26 protein-coding genes and 1 pseudogene are annotated in these 25,772 nt (G+C 60.6%); 20 read left to right on the forward strand and 7 right to left on the reverse strand.

What is annotated here, in order from left to right; all coding sequences use genetic code 11:
- Positions 1-176: 176 nt before the first annotated feature.
- The 3 genes from GT756_RS23195 (at position 177) to cbpM (ending at position 2,228) form a co-directional block, all read left to right on the forward strand.
- Positions 177-860, forward strand: a complete 684-nt coding sequence (locus GT756_RS23195) for a TerC family protein (protein WP_004206393.1) — start codon at positions 177-179, stop codon at positions 858-860.
- 145 nt (positions 861-1,005) lie between these two features.
- Positions 1,006-1,923 (forward strand): curved DNA-binding protein, encoded by a 918-nt coding sequence (gene cbpA, locus GT756_RS23200; protein WP_004206392.1) that lies wholly within the window; start codon positions 1,006-1,008, stop codon positions 1,921-1,923.
- Positions 1,923-2,228: a chaperone modulator CbpM gene (gene cbpM / locus GT756_RS23205; protein ID WP_002885324.1), complete on the forward strand. Its 306-nt coding sequence runs from the start codon at positions 1,923-1,925 to the stop codon at positions 2,226-2,228. The genes cbpA and cbpM overlap by 1 nt, the downstream gene beginning before the upstream one ends.
- Before the next feature lie 514 nt (positions 2,229-2,742).
- Here the strand turns inward: cbpM and GT756_RS23210 are convergent.
- From GT756_RS23210 to GT756_RS23225, 4 genes are all read right to left on the reverse strand, one after another.
- On the reverse strand, positions 2,743-3,114 hold the full coding sequence (locus GT756_RS23210; RefSeq protein ID WP_064183847.1) for a plasmid partitioning/stability family protein: 372 nt from the start codon (positions 3,112-3,114) through the stop codon (positions 2,743-2,745).
- A gap of 9 nt (positions 3,115-3,123) precedes the next feature.
- Positions 3,124-4,080, reverse strand: coding sequence for a plasmid segregation protein ParM domain-containing protein (gene parM, locus GT756_RS23215; RefSeq protein WP_004146678.1), 957 nt, complete (start codon positions 4,078-4,080; stop codon positions 3,124-3,126).
- A 275-nt stretch (positions 4,081-4,355) separates the two neighbouring features.
- On the reverse strand, positions 4,356-5,771 hold the full coding sequence (melB, locus tag GT756_RS23220; protein WP_160125096.1) for a melibiose:sodium transporter MelB: 1,416 nt from the start codon (positions 5,769-5,771) through the stop codon (positions 4,356-4,358).
- Positions 5,772-5,863: 92 nt separating this feature from the next.
- Positions 5,864-7,216, reverse strand: coding sequence for an alpha-glucosidase/alpha-galactosidase (locus tag GT756_RS23225; RefSeq protein WP_053810864.1), 1,353 nt, complete (start codon positions 7,214-7,216; stop codon positions 5,864-5,866).
- 239 nt (positions 7,217-7,455) lie between these two features.
- Here GT756_RS23225 and melR point away from each other — a divergent pair, with 239 nt between their 5' ends.
- Complete coding sequence (gene melR / locus GT756_RS23230) at positions 7,456-8,394, forward strand: transcriptional regulator MelR (protein WP_004206385.1); 939 nt, start codon at positions 7,456-7,458, stop codon at positions 8,392-8,394.
- Between the two features lie 49 nt (positions 8,395-8,443).
- On the opposite strand, the gene proP is transcribed toward melR, so the two are convergent.
- Positions 8,444-9,946, reverse strand: coding sequence for a glycine betaine/L-proline transporter ProP (gene proP, locus GT756_RS23235; RefSeq protein WP_023291673.1), 1,503 nt, complete (start codon positions 9,944-9,946; stop codon positions 8,444-8,446).
- A 187-nt stretch (positions 9,947-10,133) separates the two neighbouring features.
- Between proP and GT756_RS26405 the strand changes: the two are divergent.
- From GT756_RS26405 to phnP, 13 genes and pseudogenes are all read left to right on the forward strand, one after another.
- Positions 10,134-10,403: pseudogene (locus GT756_RS26405) on the forward strand (hypothetical protein).
- Positions 10,404-10,490: 87 nt separating this feature from the next.
- Complete coding sequence (locus GT756_RS23240; RefSeq protein WP_004206382.1) at positions 10,491-10,826, forward strand: zinc ribbon domain-containing protein YjdM; 336 nt, start codon at positions 10,491-10,493, stop codon at positions 10,824-10,826.
- Between the two features lie 228 nt (positions 10,827-11,054).
- Positions 11,055-11,489, forward strand: coding sequence for a VOC family metalloprotein YjdN (yjdN, locus tag GT756_RS23245; RefSeq protein ID WP_032456862.1), 435 nt, complete (start codon positions 11,055-11,057; stop codon positions 11,487-11,489).
- A 155-nt stretch (positions 11,490-11,644) separates the two neighbouring features.
- A complete protein-coding gene (gene phnF, locus GT756_RS23250) occupies positions 11,645-12,370 on the forward strand; it encodes a phosphonate metabolism transcriptional regulator PhnF (protein ID WP_004206378.1) in 726 nt (241 codons plus the stop codon).
- Positions 12,371-12,823: a phosphonate C-P lyase system protein PhnG gene (phnG, locus tag GT756_RS23255; RefSeq protein WP_004206376.1), complete on the forward strand. Its 453-nt coding sequence runs from the start codon at positions 12,371-12,373 to the stop codon at positions 12,821-12,823. It abuts the gene before it with no gap.
- Complete coding sequence (phnH, locus tag GT756_RS23260; RefSeq protein WP_004206375.1) at positions 12,820-13,404, forward strand: phosphonate C-P lyase system protein PhnH; 585 nt, start codon at positions 12,820-12,822, stop codon at positions 13,402-13,404. Before phnG ends, phnH begins: the two co-directional genes overlap by 4 nt.
- Entirely contained in the window at positions 13,405-14,469 is a 1,065-nt protein-coding gene (locus tag GT756_RS23265; RefSeq protein ID WP_017900090.1) for a carbon-phosphorus lyase complex subunit PhnI, read from the forward strand.
- On the forward strand, positions 14,462-15,310 hold the full coding sequence (locus GT756_RS23270) for an alpha-D-ribose 1-methylphosphonate 5-phosphate C-P-lyase PhnJ (protein WP_160125097.1): 849 nt from the start codon (positions 14,462-14,464) through the stop codon (positions 15,308-15,310). Before GT756_RS23265 ends, GT756_RS23270 begins: the two co-directional genes overlap by 8 nt.
- Entirely contained in the window at positions 15,307-16,065 is a 759-nt protein-coding gene (phnK, locus tag GT756_RS23275) for a phosphonate C-P lyase system protein PhnK (RefSeq protein WP_004206373.1), read from the forward strand. The genes GT756_RS23270 and phnK overlap by 4 nt, the downstream gene beginning before the upstream one ends.
- 107 nt (positions 16,066-16,172) lie before the next feature.
- Positions 16,173-16,853, forward strand: coding sequence for a phosphonate C-P lyase system protein PhnL (gene phnL / locus GT756_RS23280; RefSeq protein WP_004206372.1), 681 nt, complete (start codon positions 16,173-16,175; stop codon positions 16,851-16,853).
- Positions 16,850-17,986: an alpha-D-ribose 1-methylphosphonate 5-triphosphate diphosphatase gene (phnM, locus tag GT756_RS23285; RefSeq protein ID WP_004206370.1), complete on the forward strand. Its 1,137-nt coding sequence runs from the start codon at positions 16,850-16,852 to the stop codon at positions 17,984-17,986. Before phnL ends, phnM begins: the two co-directional genes overlap by 4 nt.
- Positions 17,986-18,549, forward strand: coding sequence for a ribose 1,5-bisphosphokinase (gene phnN / locus GT756_RS23290; RefSeq protein WP_004206368.1), 564 nt, complete (start codon positions 17,986-17,988; stop codon positions 18,547-18,549). The genes phnM and phnN overlap by 1 nt, the downstream gene beginning before the upstream one ends.
- 15 nt (positions 18,550-18,564) lie before the next feature.
- Entirely contained in the window at positions 18,565-19,323 is a 759-nt protein-coding gene (gene phnP / locus GT756_RS23295) for a phosphonate metabolism protein PhnP (RefSeq protein WP_004206367.1), read from the forward strand.
- Between the two features lie 22 nt (positions 19,324-19,345).
- Here the strand turns inward: phnP and yjdP are convergent, their stop codons facing one another.
- Together yjdP and GT756_RS23305 are read right to left on the reverse strand one after the other, a co-directional pair.
- Positions 19,346-19,699, reverse strand: coding sequence for a DDRRRQL repeat protein YjdP (gene yjdP / locus GT756_RS23300; RefSeq protein WP_160125098.1), 354 nt, complete (start codon positions 19,697-19,699; stop codon positions 19,346-19,348).
- Between the two features lie 70 nt (positions 19,700-19,769).
- Complete coding sequence (locus tag GT756_RS23305) at positions 19,770-22,055, reverse strand: ATP-binding protein (RefSeq protein WP_032456861.1); 2,286 nt, start codon at positions 22,053-22,055, stop codon at positions 19,770-19,772.
- 179 nt (positions 22,056-22,234) lie between these two features.
- Between GT756_RS23305 and GT756_RS23310 the strand changes: the two genes are divergently transcribed.
- The 3 genes from GT756_RS23310 to GT756_RS23320 are packed head-to-tail and all read left to right on the forward strand — an operon-like array spanning position 22,235 to position 25,722.
- Complete coding sequence (locus tag GT756_RS23310; protein WP_032456860.1) at positions 22,235-23,755, forward strand: sugar ABC transporter ATP-binding protein; 1,521 nt, start codon at positions 22,235-22,237, stop codon at positions 23,753-23,755.
- Complete coding sequence (locus GT756_RS23315) at positions 23,752-24,750, forward strand: ribose ABC transporter permease (protein ID WP_126494938.1); 999 nt, start codon at positions 23,752-23,754, stop codon at positions 24,748-24,750. The genes GT756_RS23310 and GT756_RS23315 overlap by 4 nt, the downstream gene beginning before the upstream one ends.
- A 30-nt stretch (positions 24,751-24,780) precedes the next feature.
- Positions 24,781-25,722 (forward strand): ABC transporter substrate-binding protein, encoded by a 942-nt coding sequence (locus tag GT756_RS23320; RefSeq protein WP_004206362.1) that lies wholly within the window; start codon positions 24,781-24,783, stop codon positions 25,720-25,722.
- The last annotated feature ends 50 nt before the right edge of the window (positions 25,723-25,772 follow it).

The raw sequence follows: 25,772 nt of genomic DNA on the forward strand, positions 1-25,772 counted from the left end.
ATATCACCCTTTTTCGCCGAAGCCTTGCCCGACGGCGCGTTGATTCGTAACTTTATTTTTCAGGCTCAGGTTCCACGCGCGTCGGCGCGGGCCGGCGCCAGCGGTCAACGCTCACCGGGCGGAGTCCCCTGCGCAGCGGCTTTTCGTGGTATTTATTTCAGGTGGTTTCTCTCAATATGTATGCGTTTCTTCAACAATGGGACATGGCGGTGATTATGCTGCAGATTGTCGCCATCGACTTACTGCTGGGCGGCGATAACGCCGTGGTGATCGCCATGGCCTGTCGCAAACTGCCGCCGCAAAAACGCACCAAAGCGATCGTCATCGGCACCGTAGGAGCCATCCTGGCGCGCATCCTGCTGCTGGCGATCGCCCTGTATCTCCTGTCGCTGCCGTGGCTGAAAATAGTCGGCGCGTTGCTCCTGCTGTGGATTGGCATCAAGCTGGTCAGTGATGAGGAGGACGAGAGCGAGGTTGCCAGCTCCGGCAGCCTGTGGCGCACCGCAATCACCATCACCGTAGCGGATGTGATCATGTCGCTGGATAACGTGCTGGCGGTGGCTGCCGCAGGCAAAGGACACATTGCGCTGGTCGCCCTCGGCGTGGCGATCAGCATCCCGGTTATCGTCGCCGGCAGCAAACTGGTGCTAGCCCTGCTCACCCGCTTTCCCGCGGTGGTGCTGCTGGGCGGGATGCTCATCGGCTGGATTGCCGGCTCAATGCTGGTCAGCGACCCTACCCTCCGCCAGCTGTTTCCCACTGCCGGCGAGGGCATGGCGCGCCTGGCCGGCGCCATCGGCGCGCTGTTGGTGCTGTTCGCAGGCTGGCGCCGTCGTCAGCGGCCGCAGGCGAAAGACTAGCCTTGCCCAAGACGCCGTTGATCCCGACGGCGTCAAGTTTCCGCCACTTTTCTTCCCCTTCAGGGCGCATTTGCCCTACGCTTTATACAGACGCCTGATCCAGGGAATATGTAACCACCGCACTGAGCATAGATGAGATAACAGCATGGAATTGAAGGATTATTATGCCATTCTCGGGGTGCAACCAACCGACGATCTGAAAACCATCAAGACCGCCTACCGCCGCCTGGCGCGCAAGTACCACCCCGACGTCAGTAAAGAAAATGATGCCGAAGCCAAATTTAAGGATCTCGCCGAAGCCTGGGAAGTCCTGAAAGATGAGCAACGGCGCGCGGAATACGATCAGCTCTGGCAGCATCGCAACGATCCCGGGTTCGGTCGCCAGCAGCAGACCCACGAGCAGAGCTACAGCCAGCAGGATTTCGACGACATCTTCTCCTCCATGTTTGGCCAGCAGGCGCATCAGCGTCGCCGCCAGCACGCGGCGCGCGGCCACGACCTGGAGATCGAGGTCGCAGTGTTCCTTGAAGAGACGCTGGCCGAGCAAACCCGCACCATCAGCTATAACCTGCCGGTGTATAACGTGTTCGGCATGATCGAAAGCGAAACGCCGAAGACGCTAAATGTGAAGATCCCCGCCGGGGTAGTCGATGGTCAGCGTATCCGCCTGAAAGGCCAGGGGACGCCGGGCGAAAACGGCGGCCCGAACGGCGATCTGTGGCTGGTGATCCACATCGCCCCGCACCCGCTGTTCGACATCGTGGGACATAACCTGGAGATCGTCCTGCCGCTGGCGCCGTGGGAGGCCGCGCTGGGCGCCAAAGTCACGGTGCCCACCCTGAAAGAGAGCATTCTGCTGACGGTGCCGCCGGGTAGCCAGGCAGGGCAGCGCCTGCGCATCAAGGGCAAAGGGCTGGTGAGCAAAACCCACACCGGCGATTTGTTCGCCGTTATTAAAATTGTGATGCCACCAAAACCAGATGAAAAAGCGCGTGAGATCTGGCAACAGCTGGCGACCGCCGAAGCCAGCTTCGATCCGCGTAAGACATGGGGGAAAGCCTGATGGCTACAGTAACAGTGACGTTTACCATTACCGAATTGTGCCTGCGTACCGGGGTGTCGGAAGAGGAGCTGACGGAGATTGTCGGCTTAGGCATGATTGAACCGCACCAGCCGCAGGCGGACACCTGGCTGTTCGACGACAGCGCGGTGACGATTGTCCATCGCGCGGTGCGCCTGCGTAACGAGCTGGAGCTGGACTGGCCGGGGATCGCGGTAGCGCTGACCCTGCTGGATGAGAACGCGCGGCTGACCCGCGAAAATCGCCTGCTGCAGCAGCGCCTGGCCCGCTTTCTCGCCCACGGATAGGGGCGACATCCCGGGTGGCGGCGTACCGTCTTACTGCCGGGTGGCGGCTACGCCTTACCCGGCCTACAAATGATACCGGCCCCACCCTTTGCACTGGATTTGTAGGCCCGCGCAAGCGCAGCGCCGCCGGGCATGGTCACCGAGATGGCACCGTCTTCGCGACGGGTGGCGGCTGCGCCTGACCCGGCTTACAAATGATACCGGCCCCACCCTTTGCACTGGATTTGTAGGCCCGCGCAAGCGCAGCGCCGCCGGGCATGGTCACCGAGATGGCACCGTCTTCGCGACGGGTGACGGCTGCGCCTGACCCGGCTTACAAATGATACCGGCCCCACCCATTGCACTGGATTTGTAGGCCCGCGCAAGCGCAGCGCCGCCGGGCATGGTCACCGAGATGGCACCGTCTTCGCGCCGGGTGGCGGCTACGCCTGACCCGGCCTACAAATGACATCGGGCCCACCCTTTGCACTGGATTTGTAGGCCCGCGCAAGCGCAGCGCCGTCGGGGAAAGCGCTTAATCCGGCAGCGAACCGGCGAGGTTGCGCGCCGAAACGCTCTCGCTCACCGGCGCGGGCGGCTCCGGCGCCTTAGCCGGGGCGGCCGCTGGCGCGGCTGCCGGGACGGAAGAGGCCGGCTGGATCTCAAGGAACGAGGCCAGCATCTTGCGCAGCGTTTCCGGTTTAGTGTCTTCCGCCAGCAGCGCCGCCAGCATCGACGGCAAGCGGCTATCGACTTCCCCTAACGCCAGCCCCGCCAGCAGCGCCGTGCGCGACATATCGCCGCGGTCGCCGCGGTGGTGGGCCTCAATTTTTGCGTCCGCGAAGCGCTCGCTGGCGCTGATATCCGGGCGCAGGTAAATCAGCACTTTTCTGCGTTCCAGAGTCATAGACGCTCCTTAGCCAATAATTTTCAGACCACGCACCAGGGCGAACTGCGGCTCTTCAGCCACCACGAAACGGTCCTCACGCAGGCCCATACGTTCACGAATGGCATCGGCCACCAGCGGCGCACCGCCGCCAATCACGATGGCATGCGAGTAGCCTTTAAAGCTATCGATAGCCGTCAGGACGCGGGTGGTCAGACGTTCGATGCTGTTATTGATTACCTTCTTCACCTCAGAAACCGCATCCGGATCGTTAATGTTATCGGTTAGATACTCTTCGTCATGGCGATTGATAATGATCTGATCGACGTTATAGCTTGAGGTATCGGTGTTAGCCCGCGCCAGCGCCAGCTTAACGGCGTCGGTCACCAGCGATACGCCCAGCTTCGGGTCGCCGTAAATGCGCGAAACCGAGGTCATCTGCCCGGCGACCATCGAGATATCGAGCGTGGTGCCACCGAGGTCGATAATCAACACCGAATGGGAGGGCTTGAGTTCATCACACAGGCTAATGCCCGCTGGAATCGATTCCGGGCGCACGGTGACTTTGGTGATGTTGAAGACCACGCCTTTATTCAGCTTAACGTCGCGCAGCAAGCTCTTTTTCTTGCGCTCAATGTTGTCGAGGCGATATTGCGCATCCTCGTCATAAAATTCAGTCAGCGGCAGCGTCACGACGATTTCGACGTCCTGCGGCTCAAGACCGCTGGTCAGCAGCGCGTGATGGACAGCGATGGAGTTCAACGGGCTGTACTGCCAGTCAATATTATTGGTCGGGAGCGCATCGGGGGTGATCAGGTCGAATGAGTACTTTTCATCATCCACGGTGTAGTTAAAAGGCTTCCCGGAACCGAAGGTGGCAGACCAGCCGCGTTTAAAACTGTTGGGGCTGATATGGGTGAAAGTTTCGCCATCTTGCTCCCACAGCATTTTGATATTGGTTGAACCATCATCGATAAAAATGCGCATCGCATTGCTCCATCACTGAGACAAATAAGAGAAAAATGTAACACCCAACAAGCGTAGCAAGAGTTAAAAAGCAGCGCAAGAGCACGAAAAAGAGACGATTCTGAGTTTTATTTGAGAACAAATGGAGCCAATAGCAACTCCATGCGCATAAAAAGAGACCATTTTGAGATAAATTAGAGAAATACGTTTTTCTCTTTTTGCCCGTTTTCGACGCTCATTTTTGTCCAAAAAGAGAGCATCCCTCCCCTCTTTCGTCAGCGGTTTTTGAACGCTTTTTACACCTGGTTGGGTACCACAATGGGCCGTTCCGGCTCAGCCACATTTTCCGGTACCCGGCGATATTTATCCAGCAGGTGAATCTGAATGCGACGCAGCATATCGCCGTTGAGCTTGTAATAGCGGAAATAGAGAAACAGCGTCAGGGCAAAAAAGAGCGTCGGCAGCGCTATCATAATCGCCTGCATCCCCAGCAGCGTCTGGGACGACTGGGCCACATTCGGCACATAACCGATGATACCGAGCATGATGGCGATAAACCAGGCCGCGAACGCCGAGCCCGCTTTCACCACCAGCGTCTGCACCGAATAGGCGATACTTTCGCAGCGGATGTTCATCGTATATTCGCCGTAGTCGACGGTATCGGCCACCATAATAACCTGCAGCACCCAGAACAGCGCGGTGCCGATATTCAACAGCACGCCGGCCAGCGAAATCAGCGCGACGTTGTAGACCCCGCTCAGCGCCATCAGCAACAGCACGCCGCAGCCCAGCACCGGCATGATCGAAGCGCCCGCCCACAGAATGCGCCGCGACAGCCCTTTCACCAGCCGCGGAAACAGCACTAACGTCAGCAGGTTCGCCGCGCCGGCGTAGGACATGTAATACGGGAACATCTCCGCGCTGCCAATCACGTAGGTAAAGTAGTAAATCGCAAAGCCAGCGATAATATTCGCCGCCGTGTTATAGGCCAGCGCCATGCCCAACAGGCAGGCCAGCTGATCGTTTTTATAGATCAGCGCCACCATCTGGCGCAGTGAGAGATGGCTGGCATCCTCGCTCACGCCGCTATCCGAGGAGTAAACCTCGTGGACGTTGCGCAGCGTGACGAGGGTGGAAACCACGAAGAAGGCGATCAACACCAGGGTGAACATCTGGAAACCGAAACCGCGGTCGGCGCCGCCCACGGCGCTGACAAACGGCAGCGTGACGCCGGCAGTGACGAATCCCGCCAGGCTGGCGAAAAAGCGTGGATACGGCACCAGCTGTTCACGTTCGCGTTTATCAAGGGTAATGGTCGGCACCAGCGACCAGAACGGCACATCCATGATGGTGTAGGTGAACCCCCACAGCAGATAGGTCAGCCACACCCATGCCAGCAGCGCCCCGCCGGAGAAGTGATGGGCGCTGAACAGCATATACAGCACTACCGAGTTGGTTATCGTGCCAATCAGGATCCACGGTTTGAATTTCCCCCATCGCGATCGCGTACAATTCACGATCCAACCCATGATCGGATCGGCTATCGCATCGAGGATCCGCGCCACCAGAAACAAGATGCCGACCACCCCAACCGCCAGTCCAACAATATCGGTGTAGTAATACATCAGATACATGTAGACGATACCGATAGCGAAATCTTTACCAAAGGCACCAAACCCGTAGCTGAGCTTTGTTGTCATTGAAATACTCATAGGGTACAGGTCGCTGTCGCCAGCGCCTCCTTCAGTGTTTGATAGAGCATGCAGGACGCCGCCGGGTCGTTGCCCCCGGCGGCATGAGAAGATTAACGATGCAGCCAGGACGGCAGCCAGTCGCCGTGGCTGGCGATCAGATCGTCCACCAGCGCGTAGATCTCTTCGATCCCCAGCACCGCAGCGGTGTGCGGATCCATCATCGTGGCGTAATAGACGTAATCACGATTTTCGGTGAGGATCGCCTCCGTGAGCAGCGTCTGCACGTTGATGTTGGTCTGCATCAGCGCCGCCAGATGCGCCGGTAGCGCACCCATTTTGGTCGGCTGAATGCCGTTGGCGTCCACCAGGCAAGCCACTTCCACGCAGCAGCCCTGCGGCAGGTTGTCGATAAGGCCGTCATTGCGTACGTTGCCATACACCACGCTTGGCTCGCCGGTCCAGATGGCGTTCATGATGGTGCTGGCATACTCGCGGGATGGCTTCACCTCGATGCGCTCGCCGCGCTGATAGCTCTCCAGCTCCTGATGCCAGTTGGCCAGTTGCTCGACGCAGCGTTTCGGGTATTCATCCAGCGGCACTTTATAGCGGGCGATAAGGTCCTCGCGGCCCGGCTTGATAAACCATGGCGTGTATTCGGCAAAATGCTCCGACGACTCGGTCACAAAGTAGCCGAGCTTTTTGAACATCTCATAGCGGACGATGTTTTCGCAGCGCGGGTTGCCGTGCAGGTTAGGCTTCGGCGCGCGCCCGTCAGCGTAGGCCTGCAGCAGGTCGGGATAAAGGTTGACATAGCTGCCGTCGGCGAGCTTTTTCTCCAGCGAGAGATAGAACGCCATATGGTTGATCCCGGCGCAGCGGTAGCGTAAATCCGCCGGGTTGAGGTCAAGATCGCGCGCCAGTTCTTCCGCCGTTCCCTGCACCGAGTGGCACAGGCCAACCTGTTTAATATGCGGGTAGCGGGCGTAGATGGCCCAGGTGTTCATCGCCATTGGGTTGACGTAGTTAAGCAGGGTGGCGTCCGGGCAGACCTCGGTCATGTCGTCGCAGATAGCCCATAGATGAGGTATGGTGCGCAGGGCGCGCATAATGCCCCCCGGACCCAGCGTATCGGCGATGGTCTGCTCCAGGCCATGGCGTTTACAGACCTCAAAATCAGTGACGGTACAGGGCTCATAGCCGCCAATCTGGAAGGCGACCACAACGAAATCAGCGCCCTGCAGGGCGGTTTTGCGATCGCGATGGCAGCTGATTTCGCCCTTCGCGCCGACGGAATCCATCAGCTTGCGCACCACGGTATGCGACTCTTCCAGCCGGGTGTCATCGATATCCATCAGCGCGACATGCGCCGATTTCAGCGCCGGGCGCTGGAAAACATCACCGAGAATATTTTTAACGAACACCGTCGAACCGGCGCCGATAAAGGTAATTTTTGGGGCGGTCATTACGCTCTCTCCATCAGGTCATTGAACCCTTGCAGAGTGGCACGCCATTCAGCGTTGCGCTGCCCTGTTCCAACCGGAGCATTCCCGAAAGCTCAGATCGGCCATTAAGCGCCACAAAATCTGAGTTTTCGGGAACAGATTGCGCAAAAAGGAGAGAAAATGGGCCGATTCTTCCGCTAAGCTGTCGTCAGTTCTGGCGAAAAATGCAGCCACTCTGACAATTCAGGAATACGCTAACGATGGAATACCGCTTCACCTCCCTGCCCCCCGATCCCTTTATGTGCAGCAGCGATGAAAAGCAGAGCCGCAGCCCGCTGGCGCTCTACTCTGAGTATCAGCGTATGGATATCGAGCTGCGCCCGCCGCACGCCATGCCTACCAGCCACTGGCATGGCCAGGTGGAGGTCAACGTGCCGTTCGATGGCGACGTGGAATATTTGATTAATAACGAAGTGGTGCGCATAGAGAAAGGCTATATCACTCTGTTCTGGGCCTGTACGCCGCATCAGTTGACCCGCCCGGGGGATTGCCAGCAGATGGCGATCTTTAACCTGCCGATGCATCTGTTTCTCTCATGGCCGCTGGACCGGGAGCTGATCAACCACGTCACTCACGGGATGGTGATTAAATCCCTCGCCGCCCAGCAGCTGAGCGCCTTCGAGGTGCGCCGCTGGCAGCAGGAGCTGAACCACGACAATGAACAGATTCGCCAGCTGGCGATCGATGAAATCGCCCTGATGCTGAAGCGGCTGAGCCTCGCCGGCTGGCAGCCGATTCTGGTCAACAAAACCTCGCGCACCCATAAGAACAGCGTCTCGCGCCATGCGCAGTTTTATGTCAGCCAGATGCTGGAATTTATCGCCGCCCACTACGACCAGGCGCTGACCGTCAATGCCGTCGCCGAGCACGTTAAGCTCAACCCGAACTATGCGATGGGGGTATTCCAGAGAGTGATGCAGCAAACCATGAAGCAGTACATTACCGCCATGCGTATCAATCACGTGCGGGCGCTGCTGAGCGATACCGACAAGACCATCCTGGATATCGCCCTCACCGCCGGTTTCCGCTCCAGCAGCCGTTTCTACAGCACCTTTACCCGTTACGTGGGGATGCCGCCGCAGCAGTACCGTAAACTTAGCCAACAGCGTCGTCACGGTCTGGCCTTGCCGGAGGCATAAAAAATGCCGCCGGGGTTTCCCCAGGCGGCATGATTAGCAGTGAAAACAGTTAGTCGTTGATACGCGGATGCTGCTGCACCAGACGCGACCGTTTTGCCTGCAGATCGGCGATCTCCTGATCGATATCTTCGATTTTTTGTTCGATGTTATCGTAGTGCTCGCCAAGGATTTCTTTCGCTTCCTGAATATCCGACGCCGCCGGGGTCGCCCCTTTCAGCGGACGGTTAGCCGTCTCTTTCATCGACAGGCCCGTCGCCATACCCACCACCGCGATCACCATCAGGTAGTATGCCGGCATCATCAGGTTCTGGGTGGTCTCCACCAGCCACGCCGCCAGGGTTGGCGTCAGACCGGCAATCAGCACCGAGATGTTAAAGGCGCTGGCCAGAGCGCTGAAGCGGATGTGGGTCGGGAACATCGCCGGCAGCGATGAGGCCATCACGCCGATAAAGCAGTTCAGCACCACCGCCAGCAGCAGCAGACCGGCGAAGATCAGGCTCGTCACGTTGCTGTTGATCATAATGAAGGCCGGGATCGACAGGGCAAACAGCGCCACGCTACCAATCAGGATAAACGGACGGCGGCCGAAGCGGTCGCTGAGCATGCCGATAACCGGCTGCACAAACAGCATCCCGACCATGATGGCGATGATGATCAGCACCCCATGGTCTTCCGAGTAGTGCAGGTTATGCGACAGGTAGCTCGGCATGTAGGTCAGCAGCATGTAATAGGTCACGTTAGTGGAAATCACCAGACCGATACAGGTCAGCAGGCTGCGCCAGTGCTTAGTGGCAATCTCTTTAAAGGAGACCTTCGGCCCGTCCTGCAGACCTTCACGGTCGCCCTGCTCCATGGTGTCCACATGCTGCTGGAACGCCGGGGTTTCTTCCAGCGCATGGCGCAGATAGAGCCCGATGATGCCTAACGGCAGCGCCAGGAAGAACGGGATACGCCAACCCCACTCAAGGAAGTTCTGTTCCCCCACTACGCTGGAGATCAGGACCACCACGCCAGCCCCCATCACAAACCCGGCGATGGAGCCAAAGTCCAGCCAGCTGCCCATAAACCCGCGTTTACGGTCAGGGGAGTATTCCGCGACGAAGATCGATGCCCCGGTATATTCACCACCGACCGAGAAGCCCTGCGCCATTTTACACAGCAGCAGCAGGATCGGCGCCCAGATACCTATCGTGGCATACGAAGGAATAAGGCCGATACAGAAAGTACTTATCGACATGATCACGATAGTTATCGCGAGAATTTTCTGCCGACCATATTTATCGCCCAGCATCCCGAAGAACAGGCCGCCTAACGGACGAATTAAAAATGGAACGGAAAAGGTGCCGAGTGCGGCAATCATCTGCACGCTTGGGTTGGCATCGGGGAAGAAGACTTTACCTAAGGCGTAGGCCACAAAGCCGTAGACGCCGAAATCGAACCACTCCATCGCGTTGCCCAGGGAGGCCGCGGTGATCGCCTTTTTCAGTTTACCATCGTCGATGATGGTCACATCCTTAAGGGTGATGGGCTTTATTTTTTTCCTTTTAAGCATATTTTTCCTCTGCTACTCCGCCTTGAGTGCACGCCTCTTCGCCGAATGGCAAAGCCATTCGCATCGTGCGTCAGGAGCGGTGAATTGCTGTGCTCCTCATTTCAAGCGTAGCAGGTTTGCCTGCACTGTCTGCTGACAGAATGTACAACCGAACCTGTTGACGCCTGCTCTGGCTACTGGTGAATAAATAGAGCGGCTCATCGTGATAATTGATGAAATTGACCTGCTCCCCTTTTTTACCCTAACAGTGTTTATATCTGCGATCAACTTCACATAAATTTACCGCCTAATTACAGAGTGTCGAAAAATAAATAAGTTCATTTCCTGCCGATCGCCCGGAAATTATTTCGTCGATTTTGCTCCACCTCGGGCAGTTAATTTCAGCGTTTATTCGCTTCTTCTCGGAATAACACCACGGCTATTTTTTATCAAAAAAACACCCGACAAAAGTGGGTGATTGCGCTATAATCACACCCACTTTCGGCTCTCAGCCACTGTTTAAAGGACCAACGTCCTGTTTTTCGACGACATCACGAGGAACGTCATGCAACTGCCACACTGCCCAAAATGCGATTCGACTTACACTTATGAAGACAACGGCATGTACATCTGCCCGGAATGCGCCCATGAGTGGAACCCTGCCGAAGCCACGGAAGAAACCGACGTTCTGATCGTTAAAGATGCCAACGGCAATTTACTGGCCGATGGCGACAGCGTCACGGTAGTGAAGGATCTGAAGGTTAAAGGCAGCTCTTCGATGCTGAAAATCGGCACCAAAGTGAAGAATATCCGCCTGGTCGAAGGCGATCACAATATTGACTGCAAAATTGACGGTTTTGGCCCGATGAAGCTGAAATCTGAATTCGTCAAAAAGAACTGATTTATTTCCGGGCAGGCGACGCGATTATTTTCCCCTATCGCCGTCGCCGCTCCCGATATCCTGACGGTCCCTCGCCTCCCTGCGTATCCGGTTATTTATCCGGCCAGCCGCCGCTATTTATGCTGCCCCCTGCAGCGGTATTCCCACCCCCATTTTCGCGCTGCCGTCTGGCTCAATCCCGCTGCGGGCGACTACGCTTTACGGGTTACGGTCACTGAGGTATTCACCATGTCCTTAAGTCCCTACCTTGCCTTTGCGGGCAACTGCGCCGAGGCGATCGCCTTCTATCAGCAGACGCTGGGCGCGGAGCTGATGTTTAAAATGACCTTTGGCGAAATGCCGCCTTCGGCGCAGGAAGCCTCTGACGGCTGCCCGTCTGGCCAGAAGATGGCGAATGACGCCATCGCCCACGCCAGCCTGCGCATCGGCAACGGCGAGCTGATGCTAAGCGACAGCGCCTTCGGGCCCGATGAACACTACGCCGGCTTCACCCTCGTCCTCGATCCCAGGGATGTCGCTGAAGGTCAGCGCTGGTTCGAAGCGCTGGCGGTCGGCGGACGCATTGAGATGGCCTGGCAGGAAACCTTCTGGGCCCACGGCTTCGGCAAAGTCGTGGATCGCTTTGGCGTTCCCTGGATGATCAACGTGGTCAAACAAGGCTGACCCCGCCAGGGCGGCCTGGCCGCCCTGTCATCCGTCTGGCATTAACTCTTCATCCTTTAGTCATCATCACTTAACCGAACTGCAACATAAACCGGTCAGGATCGGCTCACAACGCGAGGAAGCTCCTCGCCTATGCTGTGTGAGGCTTGATGACCATGCACCTGTCCAGACATCCGACCAGTTATCCCACGCGCTATCAGGAAATCGCCGCCCGGCTTGAGCAGGAGTTGCGCCACCACTATCGCTGCGGTGACTATCTGCCCGCCGAGCAGCAGCTAGCGACGCGCTTCGACGTTAACCGCCACACCCTGCGCCGGGCGATCGACCAGCTGGTTGAGCGCGGCTGGGTACAACGCCGTCAGGGCGTGGGCGTGCTGGTGCTGATGCGGCCGATCGATTACCCGCTCAACGCCCAGGCGCGTTTCAGCCAAAACCTGCTGGAACAAGGCAGCGATCCCACCAGCGAAAAACTGCTGTCGGTACTGCGCCCCGCCAGCGCGCACGTTGCCGAAGCCTTTGGTATTAGCGAGGGCGAGAACGTCATTCATCTGCGCACCCTGCGCCGGGTCAATGGCGTCGCCCTGTGCCTGATTGACCACTACTTCGCCGACCTGCGCTTCTGGCCGGTGTTACAGACCTTCAGCCACGGCTCGCTGCACGACCTGCTGCGCGATCGGCTTGACGTCGAACTGACCCGGGTGCGCACCAAAATCAGCGCCCGTCGCGCACAGGCGAAAGAGAGCAAACTGCTGGAGATCCCCAATATGGCGCCGCTGCTCTGCGTCCGCACCCTCAACAGCCGCCAGGGCGAGCAGGCCGCCACCGAATACTCCGTCAGCCTCACCCGCGCCGACATGATTGAATTCACCATGGAGCACTGAATGCACTTCGATACCGCCACCCGCCAGCGCTGGATGTCCGTGCTGGCCCACAGTGAACCGCAAGATCTTCTGGCGCGCATGCACTCCCTGCAGCTGGCGCCGGAGTATGAACTGATCCGCACTCCCGAGACTGGCCTGGTGCAGCTTCAGGCCCGGATGGGCGGTATCGGCGACCGTTTCTTCGCCGGCGACGCCACGCTCACCCGCGCCGCGGTACGTCTGGCCGACGGAACGCTCGGCTACAGCTGGATCTTAGGCCGCGACCGCCCGCACGCCGAACGCTGCGCGGCCATCGACGCCCTGCTGCAGTCACCCCGCCATTTTCACAATTTAATGGAAACCCTGATAACCCCGCTGGAAGCGCTACGCAGCGCGCGCATTGAAGCCCGACGCGCCGAAGTCAACGCCAGCCGGGTCGACTTCTTTACCCTGGTTCGCGGAGATAACGCATGACCTTACAACCCGCTTTTTCCCTGGCTGTGCAGGATGCCCAACACAGTTTTCGTCGCCTGCTGAAAGCGATGAGCGAGCCGGGGGTGATTGTCTCCCTGCAGCAGTTACAGCACGGCTGGCAGCCGCTGAACGTCGCTTCCACCAGCCTGCTATTGACCCTTGCCGATCACGAAACGCCGGTCTGGCTCGCCAGCGCTCTGCATAACGATCTGGTGGGACAGAATCTGCGCTTTCATACCGGCGCGCCGCTGGTGGACCAGCCGCAGCAGGCGGTCTTTGCCGTCGCCAATGACGGCATCAGCGCCGAGCAGCTCAACGTCCTCTCCGCTGGCACCGTCACCGCCCCGGAGACCGGCGTCACGCTGATCGTTCAGCTCGCCAGCCTTAGCGGCGGACGCATGCTGCGCCTGACCGGGGCGGGCATTGCCGAAGAGCGAATGATCGCCCCTCAGCTGCCGGACTGCATCATTGACGAACTGACGGAGCGCCCACACCCGTTCCCGCTGGGCATTGATCTGATCCTCACCTGCGGCGAGCGCCTGCTGGCGATCCCGCGCACCACTCACGTGGAGGTTTGCTAAATGTACGTTGCCGTCAAGGGCGGCGAGAAGGCGATCCGCGCCGCTCACGCCTTACAGGAACAGAAACGACGGGGCGATGGACGGCTTCCCGAACTGAGCGTTGACCAGATAGGCGAACAGCTCAATCTGGCGGTGGACCGGGTGATGACCGAGGGCGGCATCGCCGACCGCGAACTGGCGGCGCTGGCGCTCAAACAGGCCAGCGGCGATAACGTCGAAGCGATCTTCCTGCTGCGCGCCTACCGCACCACCCTGCCGCGGCTGGCGGTTAGCGAACCGATCGACACCGCCAAAATGCGTCTCGAACGCCGCATCTCGGCAGTGTACAAAGATATCCCCGGCGGCCAGCTGCTGGGCCCCACTTACGACTACACCCACCGCCTGCTCGATTTTACCCTGCTGGCAAACGGCGAAGCGCCTTCTGTGCAGCAAGCCGAGTGCGACACGCAGCCGACGCCGCACGTCTTTAGCCTGCTCACGCAGCAGGGTCTGGCGAAGGCCGAGGAAGATCGCGGCACACCGCCCGACGATATCACCCGCACCCCGCCGGTCTACCCCTGCTCACGTTCTTCGCGCCTGCAGCAGCTAATGCGCGGCGATGAAGGCTACCTGCTGGCGCTGGCCTATTCGACTCAGCGCGGCTATGGCCGCAACCATCCGTTTGCCGGCGAGATCCGCAGCGGCTACGTGCAGGTGGAGATTGTCCCGGAAGAGCTGGGCTTTAGCGTCAATATTGGCGAGCTGCTGCTCACCGAATGCGAAATGGTCAACGGCTTCGTCGCCCCGCAGGATGAGCCGCCGCACTTCACCCGCGGCTACGGTCTGACCTTCGGCATGAGCGAGCGCAAAGCGATGGCCATGGCCCTCGTCGACCGCGCCCTGCAGGCGGCGGACTATGACGAAGAGATTGCCGGTCCCGCCCAGGATGAAGAGTTTGTGCTGGCCCACGCCGATAACGTTGAAGCCGCCGGCTTCGTCTCGCATCTGAAGCTGCCGCACTATGTCGATTTCCAGGCCGAACTGGCGCTGCTGAAACGCCTGCAACGGGAGAACGAACGTGGCTAACCCACTGACTGGCTATAACTTTGCTTATCTCGACGAGCAAACCAAGCGCATGATCCGCCGGGCTATTCTCAAAGCGGTAGCCATTCCCGGCTACCAGGTGCCGTTCGGCGGTCGCGAAATGCCGATGCCCTACGGCTGGGGCACTGGCGGCATCCAGTTGACCGCCAGCGTCATCGGCGAGAACGACGTGCTGAAGGTGATTGACCAGGGCGCCGATGCCACCACCAACGCGGTGTCGATTCGTCAGTTCTTTAAGCGTGTTACCGGCGTCGCCACCACCGAGCGTACCGAAGACGCCACCCTGATCCAGACCCGCCATCGCATCCCGGAGACGCCGCTGGTGGAGGATCAGATCCTGATCTACCAGGTGCCGATCCCGGAGCCGCTGCGCTTTATCGAGCCGCGTGAAACCGAAACCCGCACCATGCACGCCCTGGAAGAGTACGGCGTGATGCAGGTGAAACTGTATGAAGATATTGCCCGCTTCGGCCATATCGCCACCACCTACGCCTACCCGGTGAAGGTCAATGGCCGCTACGTGATGGATCCCTCGCCGATCCCGAAATTCGATAACCCGAAAATGCATATGATGCCGGCGCTGCAGCTGTTCGGCGCCGGGCGCGAAAAGCGGATCTACGCCGTGCCGCCCTATACCCCGGTGGAGAGTCTCGATTTCGACGACCACCCATTTACCGTCCAGGAGTGGGATGAACCCTGCGCCATCTGCGGCTCGCGCCACAGCTACCTCGACGAAGTGGTGCTGGATGACAGCGGCCAGCGGATGTTTGTCTGCTCCGATACCGACTATTGCCGCCAGCAGAGCGAGGGGCAGAAAAAATGAACCAGCCATTACTTGCTGTGAATAACCTGACCCATCTCTACGCCCCGGATAAAGGTTTTCGCGATGTCTCCTTCGAGCTGTGGCCGGGAGAAGTGCTCGGCATCGTCGGCGAGTCCGGCTCCGGTAAAACCACCCTGCTGAAGGCAATCTCCGCCCGCCTGACGCCGCAGCGGGGCGAGGTGCTGTACCAGCAGCGCTCGCTGTACGCCATGAGCGAAGCCGAACGCCGCCGCCTGCTGCGCACCGAATGGGGGGTGGTGCATCAGCACCCAATGGACGGTCTGCGTCGCCAGGTCTCCGCCGGGGGCAACATCGGCGAACGGCTGATGGCCACCGGCGCCCGCCACTACGGCAACATTCGCGCCACCGCTGAAAAGTGGCTGCAGGAGGTGGAGATCCCGCCCTCGCGCATCGACGACCTGCCCACCACCTTCTCCGGCGGCATGCAGCAGCGTCTGCAGATTGCCCGCAATCTGGTCACCCAGCCGAAGCTGGTGTTTATGGATGAACCCACCGGCGGGCTGGATGTGTCCGTGCAGGCGCGGCTGCTTGATCTGCTGCGTGGCCTGGCGGTGGAGCTGAATCTGGCGGTAGTGATTGTTACCCACGATCTCGGCGTCGCCCGCCTGCTGGCGAACCGACTGCTGGTAATGAAGCAGGGCCAGGTGGTGGAAAGTGGCTTAACCGACCGGGTGCTCGACGATCCGCACCATCCTTATACCCAGCTGCTGGTGTCGTCGGTGTTGCAGAATTAATGCTGTTTTGCCGGGTGGCGGCTGCGCCTTACCCGGCCCACAGGTGCGTTATTCGTAGGCCGGGTAAGCGAAGCGCCACCCGGCAACCCAACCTCGTGAGAGCTAACATGATCCGCGTTGAAAACGTCCATAAAACCTTTGTTCTGCACCAGCAGCACGGCGTGCGTCTGCCGGTGCTGGCCGACGCCTCGCTGACCGTTAACGCCGGGGAGTGCGTGGTGCTCCACGGTCACTCCGGCAGCGGCAAATCGACCCTGCTGCGTTCGCTGTACGCCAACTATCTGCCGGACAGCGGCCATATTCATATCCGCCACGGCGACGAATGGGTGGACCTGGTCACCGCCACGCCGCGCAAGGTGCTGGAAGTGCGCAAAACCACCATCGGCTGGGTCAGCCAGTTTCTACGGGTGATCCCGCGTATTTCGGCGCTGGAGGTGGTGATGCAGCCGCTGCTCGATCTCGGGACGCCGCGTGAAGCGAGCGCCGCCAAAGCCGCCCAGCTGCTGACCCGCCTCAACGTTCCGCAACGTCTGTGGCACCTTGCGCCGTCGACCTTTTCCGGCGGCGAACAGCAACGGGTCAATATCGCCCGCGGTTTTGCGGTCGACTATCCGATCCTGCTCCTCGATGAACCCACCGCCTCACTGGATGGCAAAAACAGTGCTGCCGTGGTCGACCTGATCCACGATGCCAAAGCGCGCGGCGCGGCCATCGTCGGGATTTTCCATGACGAAGGGGTACGCCGTCAGGTCGCCGACCGGCTGCACCCCATGGGAATAACAGCATGATTATCAATAACGTAAAACTGGTTCTCGACGATGACGTGGTCCACGGTTCGCTGGAAGTCCAGGACGGTCGCATTCTCGCCTTCGCTGAAAGCCAGAGCCGGCTGCCGCAGGCGCTGGATGGGGAAGGCGGCTGGCTGCTGCCGGGCCTTATCGAGCTGCATACCGATAACCTCGACAAGTTCTTTACCCCGCGGCCGAAGGTAGACTGGCCGGCCCACTCGGCGATGAGCAGCCACGACGCAATGATGGTCGCCAGCGGCATCACCACCGTGCTGGACGCCGTGGCGATTGGCGACGTGCGCGATGGCGGCGATCGTCTTGAGAATCTGGAGAAGATGGTCAATGCGGTGGAAGAGACGCAAAAGCGCGGTCTTAACCGCGCAGAGCACCGTCTGCACCTGCGCTGCGAGCTGCCGCATCACACCACGCTGCCGCTGTTTGAAAAGCTGATCGACCGCGAGTCGGTGAGCATGGTCTCTCTGATGGACCACTCGCCCGGCCAGCGTCAGTACGCCGATCGCAGCAAGTACCGTGATTACTATCAGGGAAAATATCATCTGACGCATGACGAAATGGACCGTTTTGAAGCCGAGCAGATGGCTCTGGCCGCCACCTGGTCGCAGCCCAATCGCCAGACCATCGCCGCCATGTGCCGCGCCCGCCGTATCGCCCTCGCCAGCCACGACGACGCCACCGAGGCGCATGTGGCTGAATCCCACCAGCTGGGTAGCGTCATCGCCGAGTTTCCCACCACCCTGGCCGCGGCGCAGGCTTCACGTCAGCACGGGATGCACGTCCTGATGGGGGCGCCGAATATCGTGCGCGGCGGTTCCCACTCCGGCAACGTCGCCGCCCACCTGCTGGCGAACCACGGTTTGCTCGACATTCTCTCTTCCGACTACTATCCCGCCAGCCTGCTGGATGCCGCATTCCGCATCGCCGACGCCGAGGATAACGCCTTCACCCTGGCGCAGGCGATCCGTCTGGTCAGCAAACATCCGGCGCAGGCGCTGGGCCTTGACGATCGCGGCGTCATCGCCGAGGGGAAACGCGCCGACCTGGTGCTGGCGCACCGTCGCGGCGAGCATGTCCACATCGACCATGTCTGGCGCCAGGGAAGGAGGGTCTTTTAATGCCGGGAAAACTGATCTGGCTGGTGGGCCCCTCCGGCTCCGGGAAAGACAGCCTGCTGGCGGCGCTGCGCCAGCGCGAGCACCCGCAGCTGCTGGTGGCGCATCGTTACATTACCCGGCCCTTTAACGCCGGTAACGAAAACCATATCGCCCTCAGCGAACATGAATTTTTTACCCGCGCCGAGCAGCATCTCTTTGCCCTCAGCTGGCACGCCAACCATACTTACTATGGCATTGGCGTGGAGATCGACCTGTGGCTGCACGCCGGCTTCGACGTGGTGGCCAATGGCTCCCGCGCCCATCTGGCGCTGGCGCGGGAACGCTACGGCGAGGTGCTGGTGCCGATCTGTCTCGCCGTCTCGCCGCCGGTGCTGCGCCAGCGGCTGGAGCAGCGCGGCCGGGAAAATGCGGTGGATATCGCCCAGCGTCTGGACCGCGCCGCGCGCTATAAGCCGGACGATTGCCTGACGCTGAATAACGACGGCAGTCTCCGACAATCGGTCGATGAATTTTTCCGCCTGCTGCGCAGCCACGCGGTGCGCGAAGCGGATCCGCTGGTATAAACCAAAGGTGACACGATGAGCCTGACCCTCCGCTTAACCGGCACCGGCGGCGCTCAGCTGGTGCCGGCCTTTGGCTGCGATTGCGCGGCCTGCCGCCGCGCCCGCCGCGAGGAAAGCCATCGCCGACGCCCCTGTAGCGGGGTGGTGACGTTCAACAGCGCAGTGACGCTGCTGGACGCCGGCAGACCGGATCTGATGGAACATCATCCCGCCGGCAGCTTTCAGCAGGTGCTGCTAACCCACTATCACCTGGATCATGTGCAGGGGCTGTTTCCGCTGCGCTGGGGCGTGGGCGCGCCGATCCCGGTCTACGGCCCGCCGGACGACGCCGGCTGCGACGATCTGCTCAAGCACCCCGGCCTGCTCGACTTCAGCCATACCGTCACGCCGTTTGTGGTGTTTGAGCTGCAGGGCCTGCGGGTAACGCCCCTGCCGCTCAACCATTCGAAGCTCACCTTCGGTTATCTGCTGGAGTCGGCCCACAGTCGGGTAGCCTGGCTCTCGGATACCGCCGGGCTGCCGGACAAGACGCTGAAGTTTTTACTCAGCAACCGCCCGCAGGCGATGATCATCGACTGCAGCCATGAGCCGCGGGCGCAGACCCCGCGTAACCATAACGATTTCAATACCGTTCGCGCCCTTAACCAGGCGATAGGCTGTCCGCGGGTGATCCTCACCCATATCAGCCATCAGTTTGACGTCTGGATGATGGATAACCCGCTACCGGAAGGTTTCGAAGCGGGTTATGACGGGATGGAAATCGTGCTGGATTAGGCGTCGGTCTGCTGCGGGGCGATCAATAGTCATCGTCCAGACGACGCTGATCGCTTTCTAACTGGCGGCGATCGCGATCGAGCTGGCGCTGGCGTTCATCCAGCAGACGGCGGCGATCGTCCAGCTGGCGTTGCCGATCGTCATGCTGACGCTGGCTGTCACGGCTCTGCTGGCGACTTCCCTGATAGCGCCCGTCATCATACCGGCCATCGTCATCGTATCTGTCGTCGTCATCAGAGCGACTGCTACCCGGGTTATAGGCGTCGTTAATGGCTTGCTGAATATTGCCGATCGCGTCATCGATAATATCGGCGCGGGCGGCCAGGCTGGTCAGCGACAGAGTGCAAAAGAGCAGTGCGATTGCGTAACGTTTCATCGGGGCCAATCTCATCAGAGTCCTGCCGCTACCTTAATCATCGGCATGCCGCCCGGGTAGCGGAGGAATCTCAAATCCTCGCGTACGCTGCACTCAGCGCCTGCGCCAGTTGAGCGCGGGTAAAGGGCTTACGCAGCCACTCCACCTCCGGCAGGGCCGGGTTCTGCGCCGGGCGCAAATCCTGACCGCTGATCAGCAGCACCGGCAGCGCCGGAAAGCGGCGGCGCGCGGTATGGATCACATCGGCGCCGCTCAGCCCGCCGGGCAGCATCAGATCGCTAATCAACAGGGCAATATCCGGCGAGGCCTCCAGCAGCTGCAGCGCCTCTTCCCCGCTGGCGGTTTCCAGCGTCAGCCAGCCCAGCTGATGCAGCTGTTCGCACAGCGTCTGGCGAACATCCTCTTCATCTTCCAGCACCAGCGCCAGCCGTTCTCCCGCCGGGATTGGTTCGTCTTCCACCGGCACCGCCGCCTTCTCTACCTCGGTCATCGCCCGCGGCAGCTGCAGCCGCACCGTCGTCCCCTGCCCCGGCGCGCTCTCCAGCGCCACCCGGCCGCCCGACTGGCGCACAAAGCCATACACCATCGACAGCCCCAGGCCGCTGCCGCTGCCGGTGGCTTTAGTGGTAAAGAAGGGTTCAAACACCCGGGCTTTCACCGCCTGCGACATGCCGCAGCCGTGATCGATCACCTCCAGAGCCACCATATCCTGCCGCTGGCCGCTGCTGCGGGTGACCCGCTGATTCCAGGTACGAATTTTAATGACGCCCGCGCGCCCGGCCATGGCGTCGCGGGCGTTCATCACCAGGTTAATCAGGGCGTTTTCCAGCTGGCCGACGTCTATCCATGCCGGCCACGCCGGCGACTGCGCCTCAATCTCCAGGCTCAAGGTCGCCGGCAGGGAGTGACGCATTAGCTCGCTGAGGTTCTCCAGCAACGGCGCCATCGCCACCGCCTGGGGATGCAGAGCCTGCTTGCGAGAAAAGGCCAGCAGCCGCTGGGTCAGAAGCGCCCCGCGTTCCGCCGCCTTCAGCGCCCTGGTGAGGCGTGGCGCATCCTGCGCATTCGGCTCCACCAGCTCAAGGCTGCCGATGATCACCGCGAGCAGGTTGTTAAAATCATGCGCCAGGCCTCCGGTCAGTTGGCCGACGGCCTTCATCTTCTGGCTGTGCAACAGCGCCTCCTCCAGCTCCTGACGCTTAATCCTATCGATCTCCATCTGGGTGGTCTTCTCTTTCAGCAGCCGGGTGGTGTGCTCCAGCGACGCCGTATTGCGCGCGAAAACGTTAAAGGCGCGCGCCAGTTCGCCCAGCTCGTCGCGCCGCTGCAGGGCCGGCACCGAGACGTTCGGCTCTCCCTGAGCCAGCCGCGACATCGCCCGCGAGATAGCGGTCAGGTTAGAGCCCAGGTTACGGTAGATGTACCACCCGGCGCAGCCGGTGATCGCCAGCGCCAGCAGCGCGGAAAGCAGAATAAACATGCTGATGGAGCGCAGCTCCCGATGGCTCTGCGCCGCCCGCTGTTCGGAGGCTTCCGCCACCCGGGTCACGTACTGATTGATGTCGTCGTTAAGCAGCGCGACCAGCGCTTTGATGTGGTACATGTACCAGCTGATCGTCAGGTCGCTCTCCTCCAGCTGGGCCGACAGCGGGGCCAGCTTCGCCAGCTCCCGGGTGACGTCGGGGAGAACAAACGCCAGCGCGGGATCGGCGCTTTGAGCCGGCAGGTCGCCGCGCAGCTGGTCGAGCTGCAGAACGATCGACCGCGGCGTGACGGTATGGATCGCGGCGGCGATCAGCCGGTCCATCTCGGCCAGCCGACGAGGATCGATCGCCCGGTCCCCGCCGCGATCGTTAAGATCGGCGAGATGGCGCAGGTTGCTCTGATTCTGGTAAAGCGAACTCAGCAGCGCATTGCGCTGCAGATGACGACGCTGGCCGCGCTCCAGCATCTCCGCCACGCTCCGCTGCAGCGCGTTGCTGCGGCGAATAATACTGGCCACCAGCGCCTCCTCCTGCTGCGCCAGCGGAGCCGCTGCCAGCTGAGCCAGCGAGTGCTTCAGCGCCTGCTGCGTCGCCAGCAGCCGTTCCGCTTCGCTTTTGTACTCCAGCGCGCCCACCACCTGCGACAGGCGCACCGCGGCCGTGGCGACATTCGCCGTGTCCCGCGCCAGATCCATACTGCCGCGCATATCGTTGAGGGTCTGGCGCTGCACCTGCTCCTGCAGCTGGCTGGCGTGGTGAAAGCCGAACACCGCCACGCCGCTCACCAGCAGGGTGACGACCACCATCAGCAGATTAAAGGAGAGCAGGCGGCCACGGGCGCTGGTGAAAAACGGGTGTCGGCGAGCGGTCATAGCAACTCCGGTGAAGGAACGGTCGGCATATAGGCGTGACGGTGCAGAAAATGACGCCGCGTAACTGTGATCGCGGTTAACTATTTATCACTATGACAAATATGAATGGATTCTGACATCCTGCATTTATTTTCCGGTGGTGGACTGCTGCTATTGTTCTCGCAGACAGGAGCGCCGTGATGACCGCCACCCCGGTACTGGAAATGCGCCATATCGCCAAAGCTTTTGGCAAATTCTACGCGCTAAAGGGCGTCGACCTGACGGTCTGGCCCGGCGAGATCCACGCCCTGATGGGGGAGAACGGCGCCGGAAAAAGCACGCTGATGAAGATCCTCGCCGGCGCCTATACCGCCACCAGCGGCGAGATCCTGATCGACGGAAAACCGCAAACGATCCGCGGCCCCAAGGACGCGCTGGCCGCCGGGATCACGTTGATCTACCAGGAGATGCAGCTGGCGCCGAACCTGACCGTCGCGGAAAACATTTTCCTCGGCAGCGAGCTGGCACGTGGTGGCCTGGTGCAGCGCAAAGCCATGCTCAGCCAGGCGCAGGCGGTGATCGACCGTCTCGGCGCCCAGTTCAGGGCCAGCGACCGGGTGATGACCCTGACCATCGCCGAGCAGCAGCAAGTGGAGATCGCCCGCGCCCTGCACCGTCAAAGCCGCATTCTGGTGATGGATGAACCCACCGCCGCCCTCTCCTCGCGGGAAACCCAGCGCCTGTTCGACCTCATCCTGCGCCTGCGCGATGAGGGGATGGCGATTATCTATATCAGCCACCGCATGGCGGAAGTGTATGAGCTCTCCGACCGGGTCAGCGTCCTGCGCGACGGGCAGTATGTCGGCAGCCTGGTGCGCGACAAGCTCAACGCACCGGAGCTGGTGCGCATGATGGTCGGCCGTCCGCTCAGCGATCTGTTCAATAAAGAGCGCGATATTCCCCGCGGCCAGCCGCGCCTGCGGGTCGAGGATCTGACCGATGGCGGTAAGGTTAAGCCCAGCAGCCTGGTGGTGCATGCCGGCGAAATCGTCGGCCTCGCCGGGCTGGTCGGCGCCGGACGCTCCGAACTGGCGCAGCTGATCTTTGGCGTGCGCAAAGCCACCGGCGGGGTGATCGAGATCGACGGCGAGCCGGTGGTGATCCACTCGCCGCGCGAAGCCATCGACCATGGCATCGGCTTTCTGACCGAAAACCGCAAAGAGCAGGGCCTGTTTCTCGAACTGGCGGCCCAGGAAAACATCACCATGGCGACGCTGGAGCGCGACGCGACCTGGGGAATGCTCAACCGCCGGAAGGCGCAAACCATCTCCGATGATGCCATCCAGCTGCTGAACATCCGCGTACCGCACGCCCAGGTGCGCGCCGGCGGACTGTCCGGCGGCAACCAGCAGAAGCTGTTAATTTCGCGCTGGGTGGCGATTGGCCCACGCATTCTGATCCTCGATGAACCCACCCGCGGCGTCGACGTCGGCGCAAAAAGCGAGATTTACCGCATCATGAACGACATGGCGCGCCAGGGCGTCGCCATTCTGATGATCTCCAGCGAACTGCCTGAAGTGGTGGGCATGAGCGACCGGGTCTATGTGATGCGCGAAGGGACTATCGCCGGCGAGCTGCAGTCCGGCGATATCAGCCAGGAACAGATCATGACGCTGGCCACCGGCGTGAACGATTCTCACCTTAAGGCAGGGCAACTATGAGCATACCGAAAGAGACCTCCGCGCCGGTCGCGACATCCGCTTCGGCGAAAAAAATGCTGATGGGCGACCTGATGCAGACCGTCGGCATTCTGCCGATCCTCATCCTGATCGTCGCCGTCTTCGGCTTTATCGCCCCCAACTTCTTCACGGAAAGCAATCTGCTGAATATCACCCGCCAGGCCTCGATCAACATTGTGCTGGCGGCGGGAATGACCTTCATCATCCTCACCGGCGGCATTGACCTCTCCGTCGGCTCCATTCTCGGCACCACCGCGGTGGCGGCAATGGTGGTCTCGCTGATCCCGGAGCTGGCGTTGCTGTCGATTCCGGCGGCGCTGATGCTCGGCCTGCTGCTCGGCCTGTTCAACGGCGCGCTGGTGGCCTTCGCCGGGCTACCGCCGTTTATTGTCACTCTCGGCACCTATACGGCGCTGCGCGGCGCCGCCTATCTGCTGGCCGACGGCACCACGGTGATCAACTCCGATATCAGCTTCGAGTGGATCGGCAATGACTACCTCGGCCCGGTGCCGTGGCTGGTGGTCATCGCCCTGGCGGTTATCGCGGTGTGCTGGTTTATCCTGCGCCGAACCACCCTTGGGGTGCATATCTACGCGGTGGGCGGCAACATGCAGGCGGCGCGGCTGACCGGCATTAAAGTCTGGCTGGTGCTGTTGTTTGTCTATGGCATGAGCGGCCTGCTCTCCGGCCTTGGCGGAGTGATGAGCGCCTCCCGGCTGTACAGCGCCAACGGTAACCTCGGGGTAGGCTACGAGCTGGACGCCATCGCCGCGGTCATTCTTGGCGGCACCAGCTTCGTCGGCGGGATCGGCACCATCACCGGTACGCTGGTGGGGGCGCTGATTATCGCCACCCTCAATAACGGTATGACCCTGATGGGGGTCTCCTACTTCTGGCAACTGGTGATCAAAGGGGCGGTGATCATCATTGCGGTGCTGATCGACAAATACCGTACCCGACAACATCAAAGTGCATAACAACACCATCTTACCTGCGAGGAAAAGCGAATGCGTTTAAAACCGATAGTCACCGCGCTGTGTGCTGGCGCGCTGCTGGCCGCCTCCCCTTTTGCGTCGGCCAAAGAGCTGAAAGCGATTGGCGTGACGGTGGGCGACCTTGCCAACCCGTTCTTTGTGCAGATCACCAAGGGCGCGGAGCTGGAGGCCCGCAAGCTGGCGGGGGATAACGTCAAAGTGACGCTGGTCTCCAGCGGCTACGATCTGGGCCAGCAGGTGGCGCAGATCGATAACTTTATCGCCGCCAAAGTCGATATGATTATCCTCAACGCCGCCGATTCGAAAGGCATTGGCCCGGCGGTGAAACGGGCCAAAGAGGCCGGGATCGTGGTGGTGGCGGTTGACGTTGCCGCCGAAGGGGCCGACGCCACCATCACCTCCGATAACACCCAGGCGGGCGAGCTGGCCTGTAAATACATTAGCGATCGTCTGAACAACAAAGGCAACGTGGTGATCATCAACGGGCCGCCGGTCTCCGCCGTACAAAACCGCGTCGAAGGCTGCGAAACGGAGTTCAAAAAACACCCGGATATAAAAATTCTGTCCTCCAACCAGAACGCCAAAGGCAGCCGGGAAGGCGGACTGGAGGTGATGACCTCCCTGCTGGCGGCCAATCCGAAGATTGACGGCGTGTTCGCGATCAACGATCCGACAGCGATTGGCGCCGATCTGGCAGCGAAACAGGCGCAGCGCAGCGAGTTCTTCATCGTCGGCGTCGACGGCAGCCCGGACGGCGAAGAGGCACTGAAGCGTAAGAACTCCTTGTTTGTCGCAACGCCGGCGCAGGATCCCCAGGTGATGGCGGCGAAGGCGGTGGAAATTGGCTACAACATCCTGCAGGGCAAACCGGCCCCAACCGCGCCGGTGCTGATCCCGGTGACCATGATCGACAAAAACAACGTCAGCTCTTACAAAGGCTGGACCGTGAAATAAGCGCAACCGGGCGCACGATCGTTCCGCCGATTGTGCGCTACGCTTAACAA

It is taken from the genome of Klebsiella sp. Q2, from assembly GCF_009900705.1.
In the GTDB taxonomy this organism is placed as follows: domain Bacteria; phylum Pseudomonadota; class Gammaproteobacteria; order Enterobacterales; family Enterobacteriaceae; genus Klebsiella; species Klebsiella quasipneumoniae.

Coding starts and splice junctions, on each gene's coding strand:
- phnN (WP_004206368.1), top strand. CDS start 17,986: ATGCCGGGAAAACTGATCTGGCTGGTGGGCCCCTCCGGCTCCGGGAAA.
- melR (WP_004206385.1), top strand. CDS start 7,456: ATGGAATACCGCTTCACCTCCCTGCCCCCCGATCCCTTTATGTGCAGC.
- GT756_RS23315 (WP_126494938.1), top strand. CDS start 23,752: ATGAGCATACCGAAAGAGACCTCCGCGCCGGTCGCGACATCCGCTTCG.
- yjdN (WP_032456862.1), top strand. CDS start 11,055: ATGTCCTTAAGTCCCTACCTTGCCTTTGCGGGCAACTGCGCCGAGGCG.
- cbpA (WP_004206392.1), top strand. CDS start 1,006: ATGGAATTGAAGGATTATTATGCCATTCTCGGGGTGCAACCAACCGAC.
- phnF (WP_004206378.1), top strand. CDS start 11,645: ATGCACCTGTCCAGACATCCGACCAGTTATCCCACGCGCTATCAGGAA.
- GT756_RS23225 (WP_053810864.1), bottom strand. CDS start 7,216: ATGACCGCCCCAAAAATTACCTTTATCGGCGCCGGTTCGACGGTGTTC.
- yjdP (WP_160125098.1), bottom strand. CDS start 19,699: ATGAAACGTTACGCAATCGCACTGCTCTTTTGCACTCTGTCGCTGACC.
- GT756_RS23305 (WP_032456861.1), bottom strand. CDS start 22,055: ATGACCGCTCGCCGACACCCGTTTTTCACCAGCGCCCGTGGCCGCCTG.
- phnP (WP_004206367.1), top strand. CDS start 18,565: ATGAGCCTGACCCTCCGCTTAACCGGCACCGGCGGCGCTCAGCTGGTG.
- GT756_RS23210 (WP_064183847.1), bottom strand. CDS start 3,114: ATGACTCTGGAACGCAGAAAAGTGCTGATTTACCTGCGCCCGGATATC.
- melB (WP_160125096.1), bottom strand. CDS start 5,771: ATGAGTATTTCAATGACAACAAAGCTCAGCTACGGGTTTGGTGCCTTT.
- parM (WP_004146678.1), bottom strand. CDS start 4,080: ATGCGCATTTTTATCGATGATGGTTCAACCAATATCAAAATGCTGTGG.
- phnK (WP_004206373.1), top strand. CDS start 15,307: ATGAACCAGCCATTACTTGCTGTGAATAACCTGACCCATCTCTACGCC.
- proP (WP_023291673.1), bottom strand. CDS start 9,946: ATGCTTAAAAGGAAAAAAATAAAGCCCATCACCCTTAAGGATGTGACC.
- phnL (WP_004206372.1), top strand. CDS start 16,173: ATGATCCGCGTTGAAAACGTCCATAAAACCTTTGTTCTGCACCAGCAG.
- GT756_RS23265 (WP_017900090.1), top strand. CDS start 13,405: ATGTACGTTGCCGTCAAGGGCGGCGAGAAGGCGATCCGCGCCGCTCAC.
- GT756_RS23310 (WP_032456860.1), top strand. CDS start 22,235: ATGACCGCCACCCCGGTACTGGAAATGCGCCATATCGCCAAAGCTTTT.
- phnG (WP_004206376.1), top strand. CDS start 12,371: ATGCACTTCGATACCGCCACCCGCCAGCGCTGGATGTCCGTGCTGGCC.
- phnH (WP_004206375.1), top strand. CDS start 12,820: ATGACCTTACAACCCGCTTTTTCCCTGGCTGTGCAGGATGCCCAACAC.
- GT756_RS23320 (WP_004206362.1), top strand. CDS start 24,781: ATGCGTTTAAAACCGATAGTCACCGCGCTGTGTGCTGGCGCGCTGCTG.
- cbpM (WP_002885324.1), top strand. CDS start 1,923: ATGGCTACAGTAACAGTGACGTTTACCATTACCGAATTGTGCCTGCGT.
- GT756_RS23195 (WP_004206393.1), top strand. CDS start 177: ATGTATGCGTTTCTTCAACAATGGGACATGGCGGTGATTATGCTGCAG.
- GT756_RS23240 (WP_004206382.1), top strand. CDS start 10,491: ATGCAACTGCCACACTGCCCAAAATGCGATTCGACTTACACTTATGAA.
- phnM (WP_004206370.1), top strand. CDS start 16,850: ATGATTATCAATAACGTAAAACTGGTTCTCGACGATGACGTGGTCCAC.